Origin of the sequence: Escherichia sp. MOD1-EC7011, from assembly GCF_002965005.1 — a bacterium.
GTDB lineage: Bacteria > Pseudomonadota > Gammaproteobacteria > Enterobacterales > Enterobacteriaceae > Escherichia > Escherichia ruysiae.
On sequence record NZ_PTRD01000014.1, the window covers coordinates 56,939 to 75,968 of the forward strand.

General features: G+C 52.7%; 16 protein-coding genes. 13 read left to right on the forward strand and 3 right to left on the reverse strand.

Features of this window, described 5'->3' with window-relative positions; translation table 11 throughout:
- Position 1: 1 nt before the first annotated feature.
- Positions 2–805: an inositol-1-monophosphatase gene (gene suhB / locus A7098_RS06945; protein WP_000553455.1), complete on the reverse strand. Its 804-nt coding sequence runs from the start codon at positions 803–805 to the stop codon at positions 2–4.
- Positions 806–923: 118 nt separating this feature from the next.
- Here suhB and trmJ point away from each other — a divergent pair, with 118 nt between their 5' ends.
- The 11 genes from trmJ (at position 924) to sseB (ending at position 9,917) form a co-directional block, all read left to right on the forward strand.
- Complete coding sequence (gene trmJ, locus A7098_RS06950) at positions 924–1,664, forward strand: tRNA (cytosine(32)/uridine(32)-2'-O)-methyltransferase TrmJ (protein ID WP_000940019.1); 741 nt, start codon at positions 924–926, stop codon at positions 1,662–1,664.
- Between the two features lie 270 nt (positions 1,665–1,934).
- Complete coding sequence (gene iscR, locus A7098_RS06955; protein WP_001241355.1) at positions 1,935–2,423, forward strand: Fe-S cluster assembly transcriptional regulator IscR; 489 nt, start codon at positions 1,935–1,937, stop codon at positions 2,421–2,423.
- Positions 2,424–2,663: 240 nt separating this feature from the next.
- Positions 2,664–3,878 carry a cysteine desulfurase gene (gene iscS / locus A7098_RS06960; protein ID WP_001295373.1) on the forward strand — a complete coding sequence of 405 codons (1,215 nt, stop codon included), beginning with the start codon at positions 2,664–2,666 and terminating at the stop codon, positions 3,876–3,878.
- Positions 3,879–3,905: 27 nt separating this feature from the next.
- Positions 3,906–4,292: a Fe-S cluster assembly scaffold IscU gene (iscU, locus tag A7098_RS06965; protein ID WP_000331707.1), complete on the forward strand. Its 387-nt coding sequence runs from the start codon at positions 3,906–3,908 to the stop codon at positions 4,290–4,292.
- 16 nt (positions 4,293–4,308) lie between these two features.
- Positions 4,309–4,632: an iron-sulfur cluster assembly protein IscA gene (gene iscA, locus A7098_RS06970; RefSeq protein ID WP_000028953.1), complete on the forward strand. Its 324-nt coding sequence runs from the start codon at positions 4,309–4,311 to the stop codon at positions 4,630–4,632.
- A gap of 95 nt (positions 4,633–4,727) precedes the next feature.
- On the forward strand, positions 4,728–5,243 hold the full coding sequence (gene hscB / locus A7098_RS06975) for a co-chaperone HscB (protein WP_000384413.1): 516 nt from the start codon (positions 4,728–4,730) through the stop codon (positions 5,241–5,243).
- 16 nt (positions 5,244–5,259) lie between these two features.
- Positions 5,260–7,110: a Fe-S protein assembly chaperone HscA gene (gene hscA / locus A7098_RS06980; RefSeq protein WP_105280552.1), complete on the forward strand. Its 1,851-nt coding sequence runs from the start codon at positions 5,260–5,262 to the stop codon at positions 7,108–7,110.
- Position 7,111: 1 nt separating this feature from the next.
- Positions 7,112–7,447, forward strand: a complete 336-nt coding sequence (gene fdx / locus A7098_RS06985; RefSeq protein WP_001124469.1) for an ISC system 2Fe-2S type ferredoxin — start codon at positions 7,112–7,114, stop codon at positions 7,445–7,447.
- A gap of 11 nt (positions 7,448–7,458) precedes the next feature.
- Positions 7,459–7,659, forward strand: coding sequence for a Fe-S cluster assembly protein IscX (gene iscX / locus A7098_RS06990; protein ID WP_000523619.1), 201 nt, complete (start codon positions 7,459–7,461; stop codon positions 7,657–7,659).
- 57 nt (positions 7,660–7,716) lie between these two features.
- Positions 7,717–9,000 carry an aminopeptidase PepB gene (pepB, locus tag A7098_RS06995; protein WP_105280553.1) on the forward strand — a complete coding sequence of 428 codons (1,284 nt, stop codon included), beginning with the start codon at positions 7,717–7,719 and terminating at the stop codon, positions 8,998–9,000.
- A gap of 140 nt (positions 9,001–9,140) precedes the next feature.
- Positions 9,141–9,917 carry an enhanced serine sensitivity protein SseB gene (gene sseB / locus A7098_RS07000; protein WP_032225987.1) on the forward strand — a complete coding sequence of 259 codons (777 nt, stop codon included), beginning with the start codon at positions 9,141–9,143 and terminating at the stop codon, positions 9,915–9,917.
- A gap of 31 nt (positions 9,918–9,948) precedes the next feature.
- Here sseB and timP read toward each other — a convergent pair whose 3' ends face one another.
- Positions 9,949–10,074, reverse strand: a complete 126-nt coding sequence (gene timP, locus A7098_RS24180) for a small toxic inner membrane protein TimP (protein WP_251981826.1) — start codon at positions 10,072–10,074, stop codon at positions 9,949–9,951.
- 602 nt (positions 10,075–10,676) lie between these two features.
- Positions 10,677–11,522, reverse strand: a complete 846-nt coding sequence (gene sseA / locus A7098_RS07005) for a 3-mercaptopyruvate sulfurtransferase (RefSeq protein ID WP_000108601.1) — start codon at positions 11,520–11,522, stop codon at positions 10,677–10,679.
- Between the two features lie 205 nt (positions 11,523–11,727).
- Here sseA and yfhM point away from each other — a divergent pair, with 205 nt between their 5' ends.
- Both yfhM and pbpC read left to right on the forward strand, forming a co-directional pair.
- Positions 11,728–16,689, forward strand: a complete 4,962-nt coding sequence (yfhM, locus tag A7098_RS07010; protein ID WP_105280554.1) for an alpha2-macroglobulin — start codon at positions 11,728–11,730, stop codon at positions 16,687–16,689.
- Positions 16,690–19,002 (forward strand): peptidoglycan glycosyltransferase PbpC, encoded by a 2,313-nt coding sequence (pbpC, locus tag A7098_RS07015; RefSeq protein WP_105280555.1) that lies wholly within the window; start codon positions 16,690–16,692, stop codon positions 19,000–19,002.
- Positions 19,003–19,030: the final 28 nt, after the last annotated feature.

The following is a 19,030-nucleotide window of genomic DNA, read 5'->3' on the forward strand; positions in this document are numbered from 1 at the left end:
ATTAACGCTTCAGAGCGTCGCTTAACTCGTCACGCATATTTGACAGCATGGCTTTTACTACGCGCGGGTTACCTGCAACGATGTTACCGGTCAGCATGTAGTTATGACCACCGGTGAAATCGCTGACGATCCCGCCTGCTTCACGAACCAGCAGTTCGCCTGCGGCGAAGTCCCACGGGCGCAGACCAATTTCGAAGAAACCGTCAACGCGACCAGCGGCTACGTAAGCCAGATCCAGCGCCGCAGAACCGGTACGACGGAAGTCAGCGCATTCGCTAAACAGTTTGCCAACGATATTGATGTAGGTGGTTGCGTACTGTTTCGCTTTGAAAGGGAAGCCGGTTGCCAGAATAGTACCGTCGAGATCGCGAGCGGTGCTGCCGCGCAGACGATAGCCGTTTAACTGTGCGCCCTGACCGCGAGTCGCGGTGAACAGTTCGTTACGCATAGGATCATAAACCACAGCAACTTCGGTGCGGCCTTTGATACGAACAGCGATAGATACCGCGAAGTGCGGCAGACGTTTGATAAAGTTGGTGGTGCCATCCAGTGGATCGATAACCCATTGAACATCCTGATCAGTACCCTCAAGTTCACCGCTTTCTTCGGTGATGATGGTGTGCTGTGGGTAAGATTTACGAATCGTGTCGATAATCACCGCTTCGGCAGCTTTATCTACGTTGGTCACGAAATCGTTACTGCCTTTCTGGCTCGCTTCTACAGCGTCCGGGGTTTCATAGTTTTTGGCAATTAAATTACCCGCCTTGCGCGCTGCGCGCACGGCGATGTTCAGCATCGGATGCATCGGTCTCTCTCACTGGATGTTAAAGAACGGGAAAACGGCGCAGAGTATAGCAGCGAGATCGGCATCTGTCTTCGTTTTATGATAAGATGCGCAAATAATCTTTAGACGAAGAAAGACAATGCTGCAAAATATTCGAATTGTGCTGGTGGAGACGTCACACACCGGCAATATGGGTTCCGTTGCCCGTGCCATGAAAACAATGGGATTAACCAATCTGTGGTTGGTTAATCCACTGGTGAAACCTGACTCTCAGGCCATCGCGCTGGCAGCGGGTGCCAGTGATGTGATTGGTAATGCTCACATCGTCGATACGCTCGACGAAGCGTTAGCCGGTTGTAGCCTGGTGGTTGGCACCAGCGCACGTTCCCGCACGCTGCCGTGGCCGATGCTCGACCCGCGCGAATGTGGTCTGAAAAGCGTCGCTGAAGCGGCAAATACGCCGGTGGCGCTGGTTTTTGGTCGCGAGCGTGTCGGTTTGACCAATGAAGAGTTGCAGAAATGCCATTATCATGTCGCCATTGCCGCGAACCCGGAATACAGTTCGCTGAACCTGGCGATGGCGGTTCAGGTTATCGCCTATGAAGTGCGTATGGCCTGGCTGGCGACTCAGGAAAACGGTGAGCAAGTTGAGCATGAAGAGACGCCGTATCCGCTGGTCGATGATCTGGAGCGTTTTTATGGTCATCTGGAACAAACGCTGTTGGCAACTGGTTTTATCCGTGAAAACCATCCGGGACAGGTGATGAATAAGCTGCGCCGTCTGTTTACCCGTGCGCGCCCGGAGAGTCAGGAGTTGAATATCCTGCGCGGGATTCTGGCTTCTATTGAGCAGCAGAATAAAGGTAACAAGGCCGAATAACAGCCGTCGCCTGATGCGACGTTTAACGCGTCTTATCAGTCCTGGAAGTGTACAGAACCGTAGGTCGGATAAGGCGTTCACGCCGCATCCGACAATGGGTACAAATACCGCGATAGTAAAATGGCACTGAAGGTTAAATACCTGACTAAATCAGTCAAGTAAATAGTTGACCAAATTACTCGGGAATGTCAGACTTGACCCTGCTATGCAATACCCCCACTTTTACAATAAAAAACCCCGGGCAGGGGCGAGTTTGAGGTGAAGTAAGACATGAGACTGACATCTAAAGGGCGCTATGCCGTGACCGCAATGCTGGACGTTGCGCTCAACTCCGAAGCAGGCCCGGTACCGTTGGCTGATATTTCCGAACGTCAGGGAATTTCCCTTTCTTATCTGGAACAACTGTTTTCCCGTCTGCGTAAAAATGGTCTGGTTTCCAGCGTACGTGGACCAGGCGGTGGTTATCTGTTAGGCAAAGATGCCAGCAGCATCGCCGTTGGCGAAGTGATTAGCGCCGTTGACGAATCTGTAGATGCTACCCGTTGTCAGGGTAAAGGCGGCTGCCAGGGCGGCGATAAATGCCTGACCCACGCGCTGTGGCGTGATTTGAGCGACCGTCTCACCGGTTTTCTCAACAACATTACTTTAGGCGAACTGGTTAATAACCAGGAAGTGCTGGATGTGTCTGGTCGTCAGCATACTCACGACGCGCCACGCAGCCGCACACAAGACGCGATCGACGTTAAGTTACGCGCTTAATTTAACCGTCCTGTTTCGTGTTGCATCTGCGTTGACTGCACATACTCACTCCGGTCACTTACTTATGTAAGCTCCCGGAGATTCGTAAGTTTGTCAACTTGCTGAAACCCGAAACAGTTAGGTTAAAGATAACAAGATATTAGAATCAGGCCGGGGCGTATCGCGCTCCGTAAACACGGTCGTACATCCAGCCGGTAGCCTGATTCCTTGCATTGAGTGATGTACGGAGTTTATAGAGCAATGAAATTACCGATTTATCTCGACTACTCCGCAACCACGCCGGTGGACCCGCGTGTTGCCGAGAAAATGATGCAGTTTATGACGATGGACGGAACCTTTGGTAACCCGGCCTCCCGTTCTCACCGTTTCGGCTGGCAGGCTGAAGAAGCCGTAGATATCGCCCGTAATCAGATTGCCGATCTGGTCGGCGCTGACCCGCGTGAAATCGTCTTTACCTCTGGTGCAACCGAATCTGACAACCTGGCGATCAAAGGTGCAGCCAACTTTTATCAGAAAAAAGGCAAGCACATCATCACCAGTAAAACTGAACATAAAGCGGTACTGGATACTTGTCGTCAGCTGGAGCGCGAAGGTTTCGAAGTCACCTACCTGGCACCGCAGCGTAACGGCATTATCGACCTGAAAGAACTCGAAGCGGCGATGCGTGACGACACTATTCTCGTTTCCATCATGCACGTAAATAACGAAATCGGCGTGGTGCAGGATATCGCGGCTATCGGCGAAATGTGCCGTGCTCGTGGCATTATCTATCACGTTGATGCAACCCAGAGCGTAGGTAAACTGCCTATCGACCTGAGCCAGTTGAAAGTTGACCTGATGTCTTTCTCCGGCCACAAAATCTACGGCCCGAAAGGTATCGGTGCGCTGTATGTGCGTCGTAAACCGCGCGTACGCATTGAAGCGCAAATGCACGGCGGTGGTCACGAGCGTGGTATGCGTTCCGGTACACTGCCTGTTCATCAGATCGTCGGTATGGGCGAAGCCTATCGCATCGCAAAAGAAGAGATGGCGACTGAGATGGAACGTCTGCGCGGCCTGCGTAACCGTCTGTGGAACGGCATCAAAGATATCGAAGAAGTTTACCTGAACGGTGACCTGGAACACGGTGCGCCGAACATTCTCAACGTCAGCTTCAACTACGTTGAAGGTGAGTCGCTGATTATGGCGCTGAAAGACCTCGCGGTTTCTTCAGGGTCCGCCTGTACGTCGGCAAGCCTCGAACCGTCCTACGTGCTGCGCGCGCTGGGGCTGAACGACGAGCTGGCACATAGCTCTATCCGTTTCTCTTTAGGTCGTTTTACTACTGAAGAAGAGATCGACTACACCATCGAGTTAGTTCGTAAATCCATCGGTCGTCTGCGTGACCTTTCTCCGCTGTGGGAAATGTACAAGCAGGGCGTGGATCTGAACAGCATCGAATGGGCTCATCATTAATCGGTATCGGAATCAGGAGAATTTATAATGGCTTACAGCGAAAAAGTTATCGACCATTACGAGAATCCGCGTAACGTGGGTTCCTTTGACAACAACGACGAGAACGTGGGCAGCGGCATGGTGGGTGCACCGGCCTGTGGCGACGTGATGAAGTTGCAGATTAAAGTCAACGATGAAGGTATCATTGAGGACGCGCGTTTTAAAACTTATGGCTGCGGTTCCGCTATCGCTTCCAGCTCCCTGGTGACCGAATGGGTGAAAGGGAAGTCTCTCGACGAAGCACAGGCGATCAAAAACACCGATATTGCAGAAGAACTTGAACTGCCACCGGTGAAAATTCACTGTTCTATTCTGGCAGAAGACGCGATCAAAGCCGCCATTGCGGACTATAAAAGCAAACGTGAAGCAAAATAAGAGTTGAGGTTTGGTTATGTCGATTACACTGAGCGACAGTGCAGCAGCGCGAGTAAATACCTTTCTGGCTAACCGTGGTAAAGGGTTTGGCCTGCGTCTGGGCGTGAGAACCTCCGGGTGTTCAGGTATGGCTTATGTACTGGAATTTGTTGACGAACCGACGCCGGAAGACATCGTGTTTGAAGACAAAGGCGTGAAAGTCGTGGTCGATGGCAAAAGCCTGCAATTTCTGGACGGTACGCAACTGGACTTCGTAAAAGAAGGCCTGAACGAAGGGTTTAAATTCACCAACCCGAACGTAAAAGATGAATGTGGTTGCGGCGAAAGCTTCCACGTCTGATGCGCATACCGATAACCCCACCGTGGTCGCCTGCGCGTGGGGTTTGTTTTACCTGATTCGCCGCCATCGCGGCGGATCGCAGCCCTGAGAATGTTATGGATTACTTCACCCTCTTTGGCTTGCCTGCCCGTTATCAACTCGATACCCAGGCACTGAGCCTGCGTTTTCAGGATCTACAACGTCAGTATCATCCTGATAAATTCGCCAGCGGAAGCCAGGCGGAACAACTCGCCGCCGTACAGCAATCCGCAACCATTAACCAGGCATGGCAAACGCTGCGTCATCCATTGATGCGGGCAGAATACCTGCTTTCATTGCACGGTTTTGATCTCGCCAGCGAGCAGCATACTGTGCGCGACACCGCGTTCCTGATGGAACAGTTGGAACTGCGTGAAGAACTGGACGAGATCGAACAGGCGAAAGACGAAGCGCGGCTGGAAAGCTTTATCAAACGCGTTAAAAAGATGTTTGATACGCGCCATCAGTTGATGGTTGAACAGTTAGACAACGAGACGTGGGACGCGGCGGCGGATACCGTGCGTAAGCTGCGTTTTCTCGATAAACTGCGAAGCAGTGCCGAACAACTCGAAGAAAAACTGCTCGATTTTTAATTTCTGGAAGCTAAACATGGCCTTATTACAAATTAGTGAACCTGGTTTGAGTGCTGCGCCGCATCAGCGTCGTCTGGCGGCTGGTATCGACCTGGGCACAACCAACTCGCTGGTGGCGACAGTACGCAGCGGTCAGGCCGAAACGTTAGCCGACCATGAAGGCCGTCACCTGCTGCCGTCTGTTGTTCACTATCAACAGCAAGGGCATTCGGTGGGTTATGACGCGCGTACTAACGCAGCGTGTGACACCGCCAACACCATTAGTTCTGTTAAACGCCTGATGGGGCGCTCGCTGGCTGATATCCAGCAACGCTATCCACATCTGCCTTATCAATTCCAGGCCAGCGAAAACGGCCTGCCGATGATTGAAACGGCTGCGGGGCTGCTGAACCCGGTGCGCGTTTCTGCGGACATCCTCAAAGCACTGGCGGCGCGGGCAACTGAAGCCCTGGCAGGCGAGCTGGATGGTGTAGTTATCACCGTTCCGGCGTACTTTGACGATGCCCAGCGTCAGGGCACCAAAGACGCGGCGCGTCTGGCAGGGTTGCATGTTCTGCGCTTACTTAACGAACCGACCGCTGCGGCTATCGCCTACGGGCTGGATTCCGGTCAGGAAGGCGTGATCGCCGTTTATGACCTCGGCGGCGGGACGTTTGATATTTCCATTCTGCGCTTAAGTCGCGGCGTGTTCGAAGTGCTGGCGACCGGCGGTGATTCCGCGCTCGGCGGCGATGATTTCGACCATCTGCTGGCGGATTACATTCGCGAGCAGGCGGGCATTCCTGATCGTAGCGATAACCGCGTTCAGCGTGAATTGCTGGATGCTGCCATTGCGGCCAAAATCGCGCTGAGCGATGCGGACTCCGTGACCGTTAACGTTGCGGGCTGGCAGGGCGAAATCAGCCGTGAACAATTCAATGAACTGATCGCGCCACTGGTAAAACGAACCTTACTGGCCTGTCGTCGTGCGTTGAAAGACGCGGGCGTAGAGGCTGATGAAGTGCTGGAAGTGGTGATGGTTGGCGGTTCTACTCGCGTGCCGCTGGTGCGTGAACGGGTAGGCGAATTTTTCGGTCGTCCGCCGCTGACTTCCATCGATCCGGATAAAGTCGTCGCCATTGGTGCGGCGATTCAGGCGGATATTCTGGTGGGTAACAAGCCGGATAGCGAAATGCTGCTGCTCGACGTAATTCCACTGTCGCTGGGGCTTGAAACCATGGGCGGCCTGGTGGAGAAAGTGATCCCGCGTAATACCACTATTCCGGTGGCTCGCGCACAGGATTTCACCACCTTTAAAGATGGCCAGACCGCGATGTCTATCCATGTGATGCAGGGTGAGCGTGAACTGGTGCAGGACTGCCGCTCACTGGCACGTTTTGCGCTGCGTGGTATTCCAACGCTACCGGCTGGCGGCGCGCATATTCGCGTGACGTTCCAGGTCGATGCTGACGGTCTTTTAAGCGTGACGGCGATGGAAAAATCCACCGGCGTTGAGGCATCTATTCAGGTCAAACCGTCTTACGGTCTGACCGACAGCGAAATCGCCTCGATGATCAAAGACTCAATGAGCTATGCCGAGCAGGACGTAAAGGCCCGCATGCTGGCTGAACAAAAAGTAGAAGCGGCGCGTGTGCTGGAAAGTCTGCACGGCGCGCTGGCTGCTGATGCCGCGCTGTTAAGCGCCGCAGAGCGTCAGGTCATTGACGATGCTGCCGCTCACCTGAGTGAAGTGGCGCAGGGCGATGACGTTGACGCCATCGAACAAGCGATTAAAAACGTAGACAAACAAACCCAGGATTTCGCCGCTCGCCGCATGGACCAGTCGGTTCGTCGTGCGCTGAAAGGCCATTCCGTGGACGAGGTTTAATATGCCAAAGATTGTTATTTTGCCTCATCAGGATCTCTGCCCTGATGGCGCTGTTCTGGAAGCGAATAGCGGTGAAACTATTCTTGATGCTGCGTTGCGTAACGGTATCGAGATTGAACACGCCTGTGAAAAATCCTGCGCTTGCACCACCTGCCACTGCATCGTTCGTGAAGGTTTTGACTCGCTGCCGGAAAGTTCTGAGCAGGAAGACGACATGCTGGACAAAGCCTGGGGACTGGAGCCGGAAAGCCGTTTAAGCTGCCAGGCGCGTGTCACTGACGAAGATTTAGTGGTCGAAATTCCGCGTTACACTATCAACCATGCGCGTGAGCATTAACAGAGGTTAGTATGGGACTTAAGTGGACCGATAGCCGCGAAATTGGCGAAGCACTGTACGATGCGTATCCCGATCTCGACCCGAAAACGGTTCGATTCACCGATATGCATCAGTGGATTTGCGAGCTGGAAGATTTCGACGACGACCCGCAGGCATCTAACGAGAAAATCCTCGAAGCGATTTTGTTAGTCTGGCTGGACGAAGCTGAGTGAATAAACGGGCTGCCTGGGGTAGCCCGTTTTGCTGTTAAACAAATAAGGATAACTAAAATGACAGAAGCGATGAAAATTACCCTCTCTACCCAACCTGCCGACGCGCGCTGGGGAGAAAAAGCGACTTACAGCATTAATAATGATGGCATTACCCTGCATTTGAACGGGGCTGACGATCCGGGCCTTATCCAACGTGCAGCGCGCAAAATTGACGGTCTGGGCATCAAACATGTTCAGCTAAGTGGTGAAGGCTGGGATGCGGATCGTTGTTGGGCATTCTGGCAAGGTTACAAAGCTCCGAAAGGCACGCGTAAAGTAGAGTGGCCGGATCTGGACGATGCCCAACGCCAGGAACTGGATAATCGTATAATGATCATCGACTGGGTGCGTGACACCATCAACGCACCGGCGGAAGAACTGGGGCCATCACAACTGGCACAGCGTGCTGTTGATCTGATCAGCAACGTCGCAGGCGATCGTGTGACTTATCGGATCACCAAAGGCGAAGATCTACGCGAACAAGGCTATATGGGGCTGCACACCGTCGGACGCGGTTCAGAACGTTCGCCGGTATTGCTGGCGCTGGATTACAACCCGACTGGCGATAAAGAAGCGCCGGTGTACGCGTGCCTGGTAGGCAAGGGCATCACCTTTGATTCCGGTGGCTACAGCATCAAACAAACCGCGTTTATGGACTCAATGAAGTCAGACATGGGCGGTGCGGCAACGGTTTCTGGGGCACTGGCATTTGCCATTACGCGTGGTCTGAACAAGCGTGTGAAACTGTTCCTCTGTTGTGCGGATAACCTGATCAGCGGCAACGCGTTCAAGCTGGGCGATATCATCACCTATCGCAACGGTAAAAAAGTCGAAGTAATGAACACCGATGCGGAAGGGCGCCTGGTGCTGGCAGATGGCCTGATTGACGCCAGTGCGCAGAAACCGGAACTGATTATTGATGCCGCGACCCTGACCGGAGCGGCGAAAACCGCGCTGGGTAATGATTATCACGCGCTGTTCAGTTTCGACGATGCGCTTGCCGCTCGCTTGCTGGCGAGTGCCTCACAAGAGAACGAACCGTTCTGGCGTCTGCCGTTGGCAGAATTCCACCGCAGCCAGTTGCCGTCAAACTTTGCTGAACTGAACAATACCGGCAGCGCGGCGTATCCGGCAGGTGCAAGCACGGCGGCGGGCTTCCTGTCGCACTTTGTTGAGAACTATCAGCAAGGTTGGTTGCATATCGACTGTTCGGCGACTTACCGTAAAGCGCCGGTTGAACAGTGGTCTGCGGGCGCAACAGGGCTGGGTGTACGCACGATTGCTAATCTGTTAACGGCGTAATCGTTTATGCCGGATGCGGCGTAAACGCCTTATCCGGCCTACAAAATACCGAAAATTCAATAAATTGCGATGCCTTGTAGGCCTGATAAGCGTAGCGCATCAGGCATTTTTGCCCCGAACGTTGAATGATTGTGGTTCTTATGTCCGAAATTAAAAACGAACTTGAAGACCTGCTGGAAAAAGCAGCAACCGAACCGGCACACCGCCCGGCTTTTTTCCGTACTCTACTGGAATCCACCGTCTGGGTGCCAGGTACAGCGGCGCAGGGCGAGGCTGTGGTGGAAGATAGCGCGCTTGATTTACAACATTGGGAAAAAGAAGACGGCACCAGCGTCATTCCTTTTTTCACCTCGTTAGAAGCACTTCAACAGGCGGTTGACGGCGAACAGGCATTTGTCGTAATGCCCGTTCGCACGCTGTTTGAGATGACCCTTGGTGAAACACTCTTTCTCAATGCCAAACTGCCTACCGGTAAAGAATTTATGCCGCGTGAAATCAGTTTGTTGATCGGTGAAGAAGGGAATCCGCTGAGCAGTCAGGAAGTACTGGAAGGTGGTGAATCGCTGATATTATCGGAAGTCGCAGAGCCGCCAGCACAAATGATTGATTCACTCACTACTTTATTTAAAACCATTAAGCCGGTGAAGCGCGCTTTCATTTGTTCAATTAAAGAGAGCGAAGAGGCACAGCCTAATTTGCTTATTGGCATTGAAGCCGATGGTGATATCGAAGAAATTATTCAGGCGGCGGGAAGTGTAGCGACCGATACATTACCTGGCGATGAACCTATTGATATTTGCCAGGTGAAAAAAGGGGAAAAAGGAATTAGCCACTTTATTACCGAACATATTGCGCCATTCTATGAACGTCGCTGGGGTGGATTTCTGCGTGATTTTAAACAGAATCGGATAATCTAAAATATGCCGCCCAAAAGGGCGGCATTCGGGCTTACTTGCTGCTCTGAAGGATGTTAGCCGCCAGTAAATTATTACCAGAGAGACTCCGGTTATTATTTACTTCGGAAAACAGCGCACCAGAAACAATAAGTACGATACAAAAGCACCGTATCTTCATTGTGCGGTCCATGCGAAGACCGCATCACGACAGCACCACTGGCGATATTGCCGCGATAGCAAGCACTGAGACGCGCTTGCCCTAACGGTCGCGGAACATCCTTTCCTTAAGCCAGCGCCCGCTTGCGAGACGGCGGAAAGGGCCGCAGTGGATAATACACTAACAGAACAATAATAACTCTCTTTTGCTTGACAAAAAGAGAGTTACTGGCGAGTATTGTCTCCGCTGAGACGCGCTTGCATTACTACGGTAATACAACCTGCTGGAAAGGCCGCGAACCAAACCGGCAACAAATAACCGCCTGATTTTGGCGGTTTTTTGTTTTTTTAAGAAAAGTGAATTTACACGTTTAAGTAATATCTTTTACCGGTTAGTATTTTAAATATTGAGCGGGATTTGTTTATATTTGTCTGAATTCGGACTAATAAGCCAAATGAATTCAAAACCTATCCTTTTTTATCTACTTGACATCGTTGAAGCTTAACGCGAGTATTAAGTAGACGAGATACACTTGCAGTAATACAACCTGCTGGAAAGGCCACGAACCAGACCAGCAACAAAAAACCGCCAAATTCGGCGGTTTTTTGTTGCCTGTAGAAAGCTTATTTCACTGGCTCGACCGGTAAATCTGCTCGCGCCCCCCATTCACTCCATGCGCCGTCGTACAGTTTCACGTTTGGCACATCCAGCGTAGCAAGTGCCAGCAACACAACGGCGGCCGTTACACCAGAGCCGCAGCTGACAATAATCGGTTTGTCATAGCTGATACCGTAACCAAAAAATATCGCATCGAGTTCATCTGTCGTCTTCAGTTCACCTTCACGCACCAGCTCCGTCCAGGGAACATTTAGCGCACCAGGAATATGCCCGCGACGTAAACCAGGGCGAGGTTCATCAATTTCAGCGTTAAAACGCGCAGCTGGACGGGCATCAATAATTTGTGCCGTTTTTTCATGGCTTGCCAGCAATACATCGGTTACTTTCACCACGGCTTCCGGGTTAAAGGCGGTGTTAAACTCTCCTTCTGGCAGTTCTACTTCGCCTTCTTCTAACAGCAGGTCATCACGCTGCCAGCCCGCCAGTCCACCACCAAGAATCGACACTTTCTCCACGCCAAAGGTGCGCAGCATCCACCATGCTCGCGGGGCTGAGAAAAGATTACCTTCGTCATAGACAATCAGATGTTTGTCCTGATTAACACCTAACTCACGCATCGCTACGGCGAACGTTTCCGGGCGCGGCAGCATGTGCGGAAACGGGGAGGTGTGATCGGAAAGAGCTTCGATATCGAAAAATACTGCGCCGGGAATATGCCCATTGAGATACTCCTGGGCAACGTTACGATCTTCCTGTCCGGGCGGTGCCATGCGGGCATCAATAATCTGAATTTCAGGATCATCAATATGTTCGGCGAGCCAGTCGGCTCCTACAAACCATGTCGTGGACATAGGCATCTCCATTTTTGCCGGGGTAGGCTAAATTGTCGGACGTTTAGTGAAAAGCGACAAGCAAAAGAGGCTGATTTGGCTGCCTGAGCCACATTTATCACCAAAATTCAGATTCTGTGGACGTGATACTGAATTACATAACGCTAATTCTCACGCATAATAATTATTCGACGTTGCTAACGGGCCATTGTGGCAGGGATGATAAATGAAAAAGTTACGCATAGCCGCCTGCATGTTAATGCTGGCGCTGGCAGGGTGCGACAACAACGATAACGCGCCAACAGCGGTTAAAAAAGATACCCCTTCTGAAGCTGCTAAAGGTACATCTTCGGAAAACGCGAGTTCTGCAAAACTCTCTGCACCGGAGAGGCAAAAGCTGGCACAACAGAGTGCCGGTAAGACACTGACATTGCTTGATCTCTCTGAGGTTCAACTCGATGGTGCAGCCACGCTGGTGCTGACTTTCTCTATCCCCCTCGACCCGGATCAGGATTTCTCGCGTGTTGTTCATGTCGTCGATAAAAAGAGCGGTAAAGTGGATGGTGCCTGGGAGCTGTCAGATAATCTTAAAGAGCTGCGTTTACGCCACCTCGAACCTAAACGTGATTTGATCGTGACTATTGGGCAGGAAATGAAGGCGCTCAATAACGCAACCTTCAGTAAAGATTACGAAAAAACGATCACCACCCGCGATATTCAACCCAGCGTCGGTTTTGCCAGCCGTGGTTCGCTGCTGCCTGGAAAAGTCGTTGAAGGACTGCCGGTAATGGCGCTCAACGTTAACAATGTCGATGTTAACTTCTTCCGTGTTAAACCCGAATCTCTGCCAGCATTCATTAGCCAATGGGAATACCGCAATTCGCTGGCGAACTGGCAATCTGACAAATTGCTGCAGATGGCGGATCTTGTTTACACCGGACGTTTTGATCTCAATCCTGCGCGTAATACCCGTGAAAAATTATTGCTGCCGCTGGGTGATATCAAACCGCTTCAGCAGGCGGGCGTGTATCTGGCTGTGATGAATCAGGCCGGACGTTACGATTACAGCAATCCTGCAACGCTATTTACGTTAAGCGACATTGGCGTATCGGCTCACCGGTATCACAATCGTCTGGATATCTTTACCCAAAGCCTGGAAAACGGCGCGGCTCAGCAAGGAATTGAAGTTTCGTTATTAAATGAGAAAAGGCAGATTCTGACTCAGGCGACCAGTGATGCACAGGGTCATGTACAGCTGGAAAACGATAAAAACGCCGCATTACTGCTGGCGCGTAAAGACGGTCAGACAACGCTGCTCGATTTAAAACTTCCGGCGCTGGACTTAGCGGAATTTAACATTGCTGGTGCACCGGGTTATAGCAAACAGTTCTTTATGTTTGGTCCGCGCGATCTTTATCGCCCGGGTGAAACAGTAATCCTCAACGGCTTACTGCGTGATGCAGACGGTAAAGCTCTGCCGGATCAACCCATCAAGTTAGACGTGATTAAACCCGACGGGCAGGTACTGCGTAGTGTCGTTAGTCAGCCGGAGAATGGCCTCTATCACTTAACCTGGCAACTGGATAGCAGTGCGGCAACCGGCATGTGGCATATTCGCGCTAACACTGGCGATAACCAGTATCGGATGTGGGATTTCCACGTCGAAGATTTTATGCCAGAGCGCATGGCGTTGAATCTGACTGGCGAGAAAACCCCGTTAGCGCCGAAAGATGAAGTGAAATTCTCCGTAGTGGGTTACTACCTTTATGGTGCGCCCGCGAACGGCAACACATTACAAGGGCAGCTTTTCCTGCGCCCTCTGCGTGAAGCGGTTTCTGCATTACCCGGCTTCGAATTTGGCGATATCGCTGCCGAAAACCTTTCCCGCACGCTGGATGAAGTTCAGTTGACGCTGGATGATAAAGGGCGCGGCGAAGTATCTACAGAAAGCCAGTGGAAGGAAACGCATTCCCCATTGCAGGTTATTCTCCAGGGGAGTTTGCTGGAATCGGGTGGTCGCCCGGTGACGCGCCGTGCTGAACAGGCTATTTGGCCTGCCGATGCATTGCCGGGGATCCGCCCGCAGTTCGCCTCGAAATCGGTTTACAATTACCGTACTGACACGACTGTAAAACAACCCATTGTTGATGAAGGCAGCAACGCCGCTTTTGATATCGTTTATAGCGATGCGCAGGGCGTGAAAAAAGCCGTGTCGGGCTTGCAGGTGCGTCTGATTCGCGAACGCCGTGATTACTTCTGGAACTGGTCAGAAGATGAAGGCTGGCAGTCTCAGTTTGATCAAAAAGATCTGATCGAAAATGAACAAACGCTGGATCTTCAGGCGGATGAAACCGGTAAGGTCAGTTTTCCGGTAGAGTGGGGCGCTTATCGTCTGGAAGTCAAAGCGCCGAATGAAGCGGTCAGTAGTGTGCGTTTCTGGGCTGGCTATAGCTGGCAGGACAACAGCGACGGTGGCGGTGCGGTGCGTCCAGATCGCGTCACGATGAAACTGGATAAAGCCAGTTATCGCCCTGGCGATACCATTAAGTTGCATATTGCCGCGCCAACGGCGGGTAAAGGCTACGCGATGGTTGAGTCCAGTGAAGGGCCGCTGTGGTGGCAAGAGATTGATGTTCCGGCTCAAGGGCTGGATCTGACGATTCCGGTCGATAAAACCTGGAATCGTCATGATCTTTATTTGAGTACGCTGGTGGTGCGTCCAGGCGATAGATCTCGCTCCGCGACGCCAAAACGTGCGGTTGGTGTGTTGCATTTGCCGCTTGGCGATGAAAACCGTCGTCTTGATCTGGCGCTGGAAACACCGGCAAAAATGCGCCCCAATCAGCCATTAACTGTGAAAATCAAAGCCAGCAATAAAAATGGTGAGATGCCAAAACAGGTGAATGTGCTGGTGTCTGCCGTTGATAGCGGTGTGTTGAATATTACTGATTACGTTACGCCAGATCCGTGGCAGGGGTTCTTCGGTCAGAAACGCTATGGCGCAGACATATACGATATTTACGGTCAGGTCATTGAAGGACAGGGACGCCTGGCAGCACTGCGTTTTGGTGGCGATGGCGATGAACTGAAACGTGGTGGTAAGCCACCGGTCAATCACGTCAATATTGTCGCGCAACAGGCACAGCCGGTAACGCTCAACGAACAGGGCGAAGGTACGGTTACACTGCCGATTGGCGATTTTAACGGTGAATTGCGCGTCATGGCGCAAGCCTGGACGGCAGATGACTTCGGCAGCAACGAAAGCAAAGTGATTGTTGCTGCACCGGTGATAGCCGAACTGAACATGCCGCGCTTTATGGCGAGTGGCGACACTTCGCGTCTGACGCTGGATATCACTAATCTTACTGATAAACCGCAAAAACTGAACGTTGCCCTGACCGCCAGCGGCTTGGTTGAACTGGTAAGCGATTCACCCGCACCTGTTGAATTAGCGCCAGGCGTGCGAACCACGCTGTTTATCCCGGTGCGAGCATTGCTGGGTTATGGCGATGGTGAAATTCAGGCGACTATCAGTGGCCTGAATTTGCCAGGAGAAACCGTTGCCGATCAGCATAAGCAGTGGAAAATTGGCGTCCGTCCGGCATTCCCGGCACAAACAGTCAATTATGGTACGGTGTTGCAGCCTGGTGAAACATGGGCGATTCCGGCTGGCGGACTGCAAAACTTCTCGCCTGTTACGCTGGAAGGGCAATTGTTGTTGAGCGGCAAGCCACCTCTGAACATTGCACGTTATATCAAAGAGTTAAAAGCATATCCGTACGGCTGTCTGGAGCAAACCACCAGCGGCCTGTTCCCGTCGCTCTATACCAATGCAGCCCAGCTACAGGCGTTGGGCATCAAAGGCGACAGTGATGATAAACGCCGTGCGGCAGTTGATATTGGCATTTCCCGCTTGCTGCAAATGCAACGCGATAATGGCGGTTTTGCGCTATGGGATAAATACAGCGACGAAGAGTACTGGCTGACGGCTTATGTGATGGATTTCCTGGTTCGCGCAGGTGAGCAGGGTTACAGCGTGCCGACAGAAGCCATTAACCAAGGGAATGAGCGTCTGCTGCGCTATTTACAAGATCCGGGCATGATGTCGATCCCGTACGCCGATAATCTCAAAGCCAGTAAATTCGCCGTACAGTCTTACGCTGCGCTGGTACTGGCTCGTCAGCAAAAGGCACCGCTGGGTGCGCTGCGTGAAATCTGGGAGCGTCGTGCAGATGCCGCTTCTGGTTTACCGCTACTGCAACTTGGCATTGCGCTGAAAACCATGGGGGATGCGACGCGGAGTGTAGACGCAATTGCGCTGGCGCTGAAAACGCCGCGTAATAATGATGAGCGGATATGGCTTGGCGATTACGGTAGCCCACTGCGCGACAACGCGTTGATGCTCTCCTTACTGGAAGAGAACAAACTGCTGCCAGATGAGCAGAACACCTTGCTGAATACACTTTCGCAGCAGGTGTTTGGTGAACGCTGGCTATCAACTCAGGAAAGTAACGCGTTGTTCCTGGCTGCCCGTTCGATACAGGATTTACCGGGTAAATGGCAGGCGCAAACCTCTTTCTCTGCCGAGCCGCTGACTGGCGAGAAAACGCAAAACAGCAATCTGAATAGCGATCAACTTGCAACTTTGCAGGTAACTAACAGTGGCTCCCAGCCGTTATGGCTGCGTGTGGATGCCAGCGGTTATCCGCAATCCGCACCTTTACCTGCGAGTAATGTGCTGCAAATCGAGCGCCATATTCTTGGTACTGACGGTAAGAGCAAATCGCTGGACTCGTTACGTAGCGGTGATTTGGTACTGGTCTGGTTGCAGGTAAAAGCCAGTAACAGCGTGCCAGATGCGCTGGTGGTTGATTTGCTGCCAGCGGGTCTGGAGCTGGAAAACCAGAACCTGGCTAACGGCAACGCCAGTCTGGAGCAAAGTGGTAGCGAAGTGCAAAACCTGCTTAATCAAATGCAGCAGGCGAGCATTAAGCACATTGAGTTTCGTGATGATCGCTTTGTGGCGGCGGTTGCCGTTGATGAATACCAGCCGGTTACACTGGTATATCTGGCGCGGGCGGTGACGCCGGGAACGTATCAGGTGCCGCAGCCGATGGTGGAATCGATGTATGTTCCTCAATGGCGGGCGACCGGCGCGGCTGAAGATCTGTTGATTGTCAGACCGTAAATGCCTCGTCTGTTAAGTAAACGCGGCTGCTGGATAACGCTGGCAGCCGCGCCCTTTATTATCATTCTGGCGGCGTGGGGAGCAGATAAACTCTGGCCTCTGCCGCTGCATGAAGTCAATCCCGCACGTGTGGTCGTGGCGCATGATGGTACGCCGCTCTGGCGTTTCGCCGATGCTGACGGTATCTGGCGTTATCCCGTGACTATCGAAGATGTTTCTCCGCGTTACCTTGAAGCACTGATCAATTACGAAGATCGCTGGTTCTGGAAGCATCCAGGCGTAAACCCGTTCTCGGTGGCGCGCGCTGCCTGGCAGGATCTGACTTCTGGTCGAGTTATCTCCGGCGGGAGCACGCTCACTATGCAGGTTGCTCGTCTGCTTGATCCTCACCCCAAAACGTTTGGCGGTAAAATTCGCCAGCTCTGGCGCGCGTTGCAACTGGAGTGGCATCTGTCTAAGCGTGAAATTCTGACCCTGTATCTTAACCGCGCTCCGTTTGGCGGTACGTTGCAGGGGATAGGTGCGGCAAGCTGGGCTTACCTCGGAAAAGCGCCTGCGAATTTAAGCTATTCCGAGGCGGCGATGCTGGCTGTTTTGCCGCAAGCGCCCAGCCGTCTTCGCCCGGATCGCTGGCCGGAACGTGCCGAAGCCGCGCGTAATAAAGTGCTCGAACGGATGGCTGCGCAAGGTGTGTGGTCCCGTGAGCAGGTAAAAGAGTCAAGGGAAGAACCCATCTGGCTGGCACCCCGACAAATGCCGCAACTGGCACCGCTGTTTTCGCGCATGATGCTCGGTAAAAGCAAAAGCGACAAAATCGTTACTACGCTGGATGCCGGTCTTCAACGACGTCTGGAAGAACTGGCGCAAAACTGGAAAGGACGATTACCACCGCGCAGCTCACTGGCGATGATCGTGGTTGATCATACCGATATGCGTGTTCGCGGCTGGGTGGGATCGGTTGATCTCAACGATGATTCACGCTTTGGTCATGTCGATATGGTCAATGCGATCCGATCGCCAGGATCGGTGCTCAAACCGTTTGTTTATGGACTGGCGCTGGATGAAGGCTTGATCCACCCGGCATCACTGTTGCAAGACGTCCCCCGGCGCACCGGTGATTACCGACCAGGTAACTTTGATAGCGGTTTTCATGGCCCGATCAGCATGAGTGAGGCGCTGGTGCGATCGCTGAACTTACCTGCCGTGCAGGTGCTGGAAGCCTATGGCCCGAAACGGTTTGCGGCAAAATTACGCAATGTTGGATTGCCGTTGTACCTGCCCAACGGTGCTGCGCCGAACCTTTCGCTGATCCTCGGCGGCGCAGGTGCAAAACTGGAAGATATGGCGGCAGCGTATACCGCGTTTGCTCGCCACGGCAAGGCAGGCAAATTGCGCTTACAGCCTGACGATTCCCTGCTTGAACGCCCCTTAATGTCGCCGGGCGCCGCGTGGATCATTCGCCGGATCATGGCTGATGAAGCGCAGCCCCTGCCGGACGGCGCCTTGCCGCGCGTTGTACCACTGGCGTGGAAAACAGGAACCAGTTATGGCTATCGCGATGCATGGGCGATAGGTGTAAATGCTCGCTATGTGATAGGAATATGGACTGGCAGGCCGGATGGCACGCCCGTTGTCGGTCAGTTTGGTTTTGCCAGCGCCGTACCGTTGATGAATCAGGTCAATAATATCTTACTGTCACGCAGTGCAAATCTGCCGGAAGATCCGCGCCCGAACTCCGTCACTCGTGGTGTTATCTGTTGGCCAGGTGGGCAGTCTTTGCCCGTGGGTGACAGTAATTGCCGTCGTCGTCTGGCAACCTGGTTATTGGATGGAAGCCAGCCGCCAACCCTGTTACTGCCAGAGCAAGAAGGGATTAATGGCATCCGCTTTCCCATCTGGCTGGATGATAATGGCAAACGCGTCGCCGCCGATTGCCCGCAGGCGCGACAAGAAATGATGAATGTCTGGCCGCTACCGCTGGAACCCTGGTTGCCTGCATCAGAACGCCGTGCCGCACGCTTGCCAGCGGCCTCGACAATTTGCCCACCGTATGGTCACGACGCCCAACTCCCGCTGCAACTGACTGGCGTCCGTGATGGCGCCATTATCAAGCGTTTACCTGGTGCGGCGGAAGCGACTTTGCCGGTGCAATCCAGCGGTGGTGCCGGAGAACGCTGGTGGTTTCTGAATGGCGAACCGTTAGCTGAACGTGGGCGCAGTGTGACTCTGCATTTAACGGAAAAAGGCGATTATCAATTGCTGGTAATGGATGAAGTGGGGCAGGTAGCGACAGTGAGATTTGTTATGCAATAGTCTGTTTTCACTATGTTTGTTGCTTAAA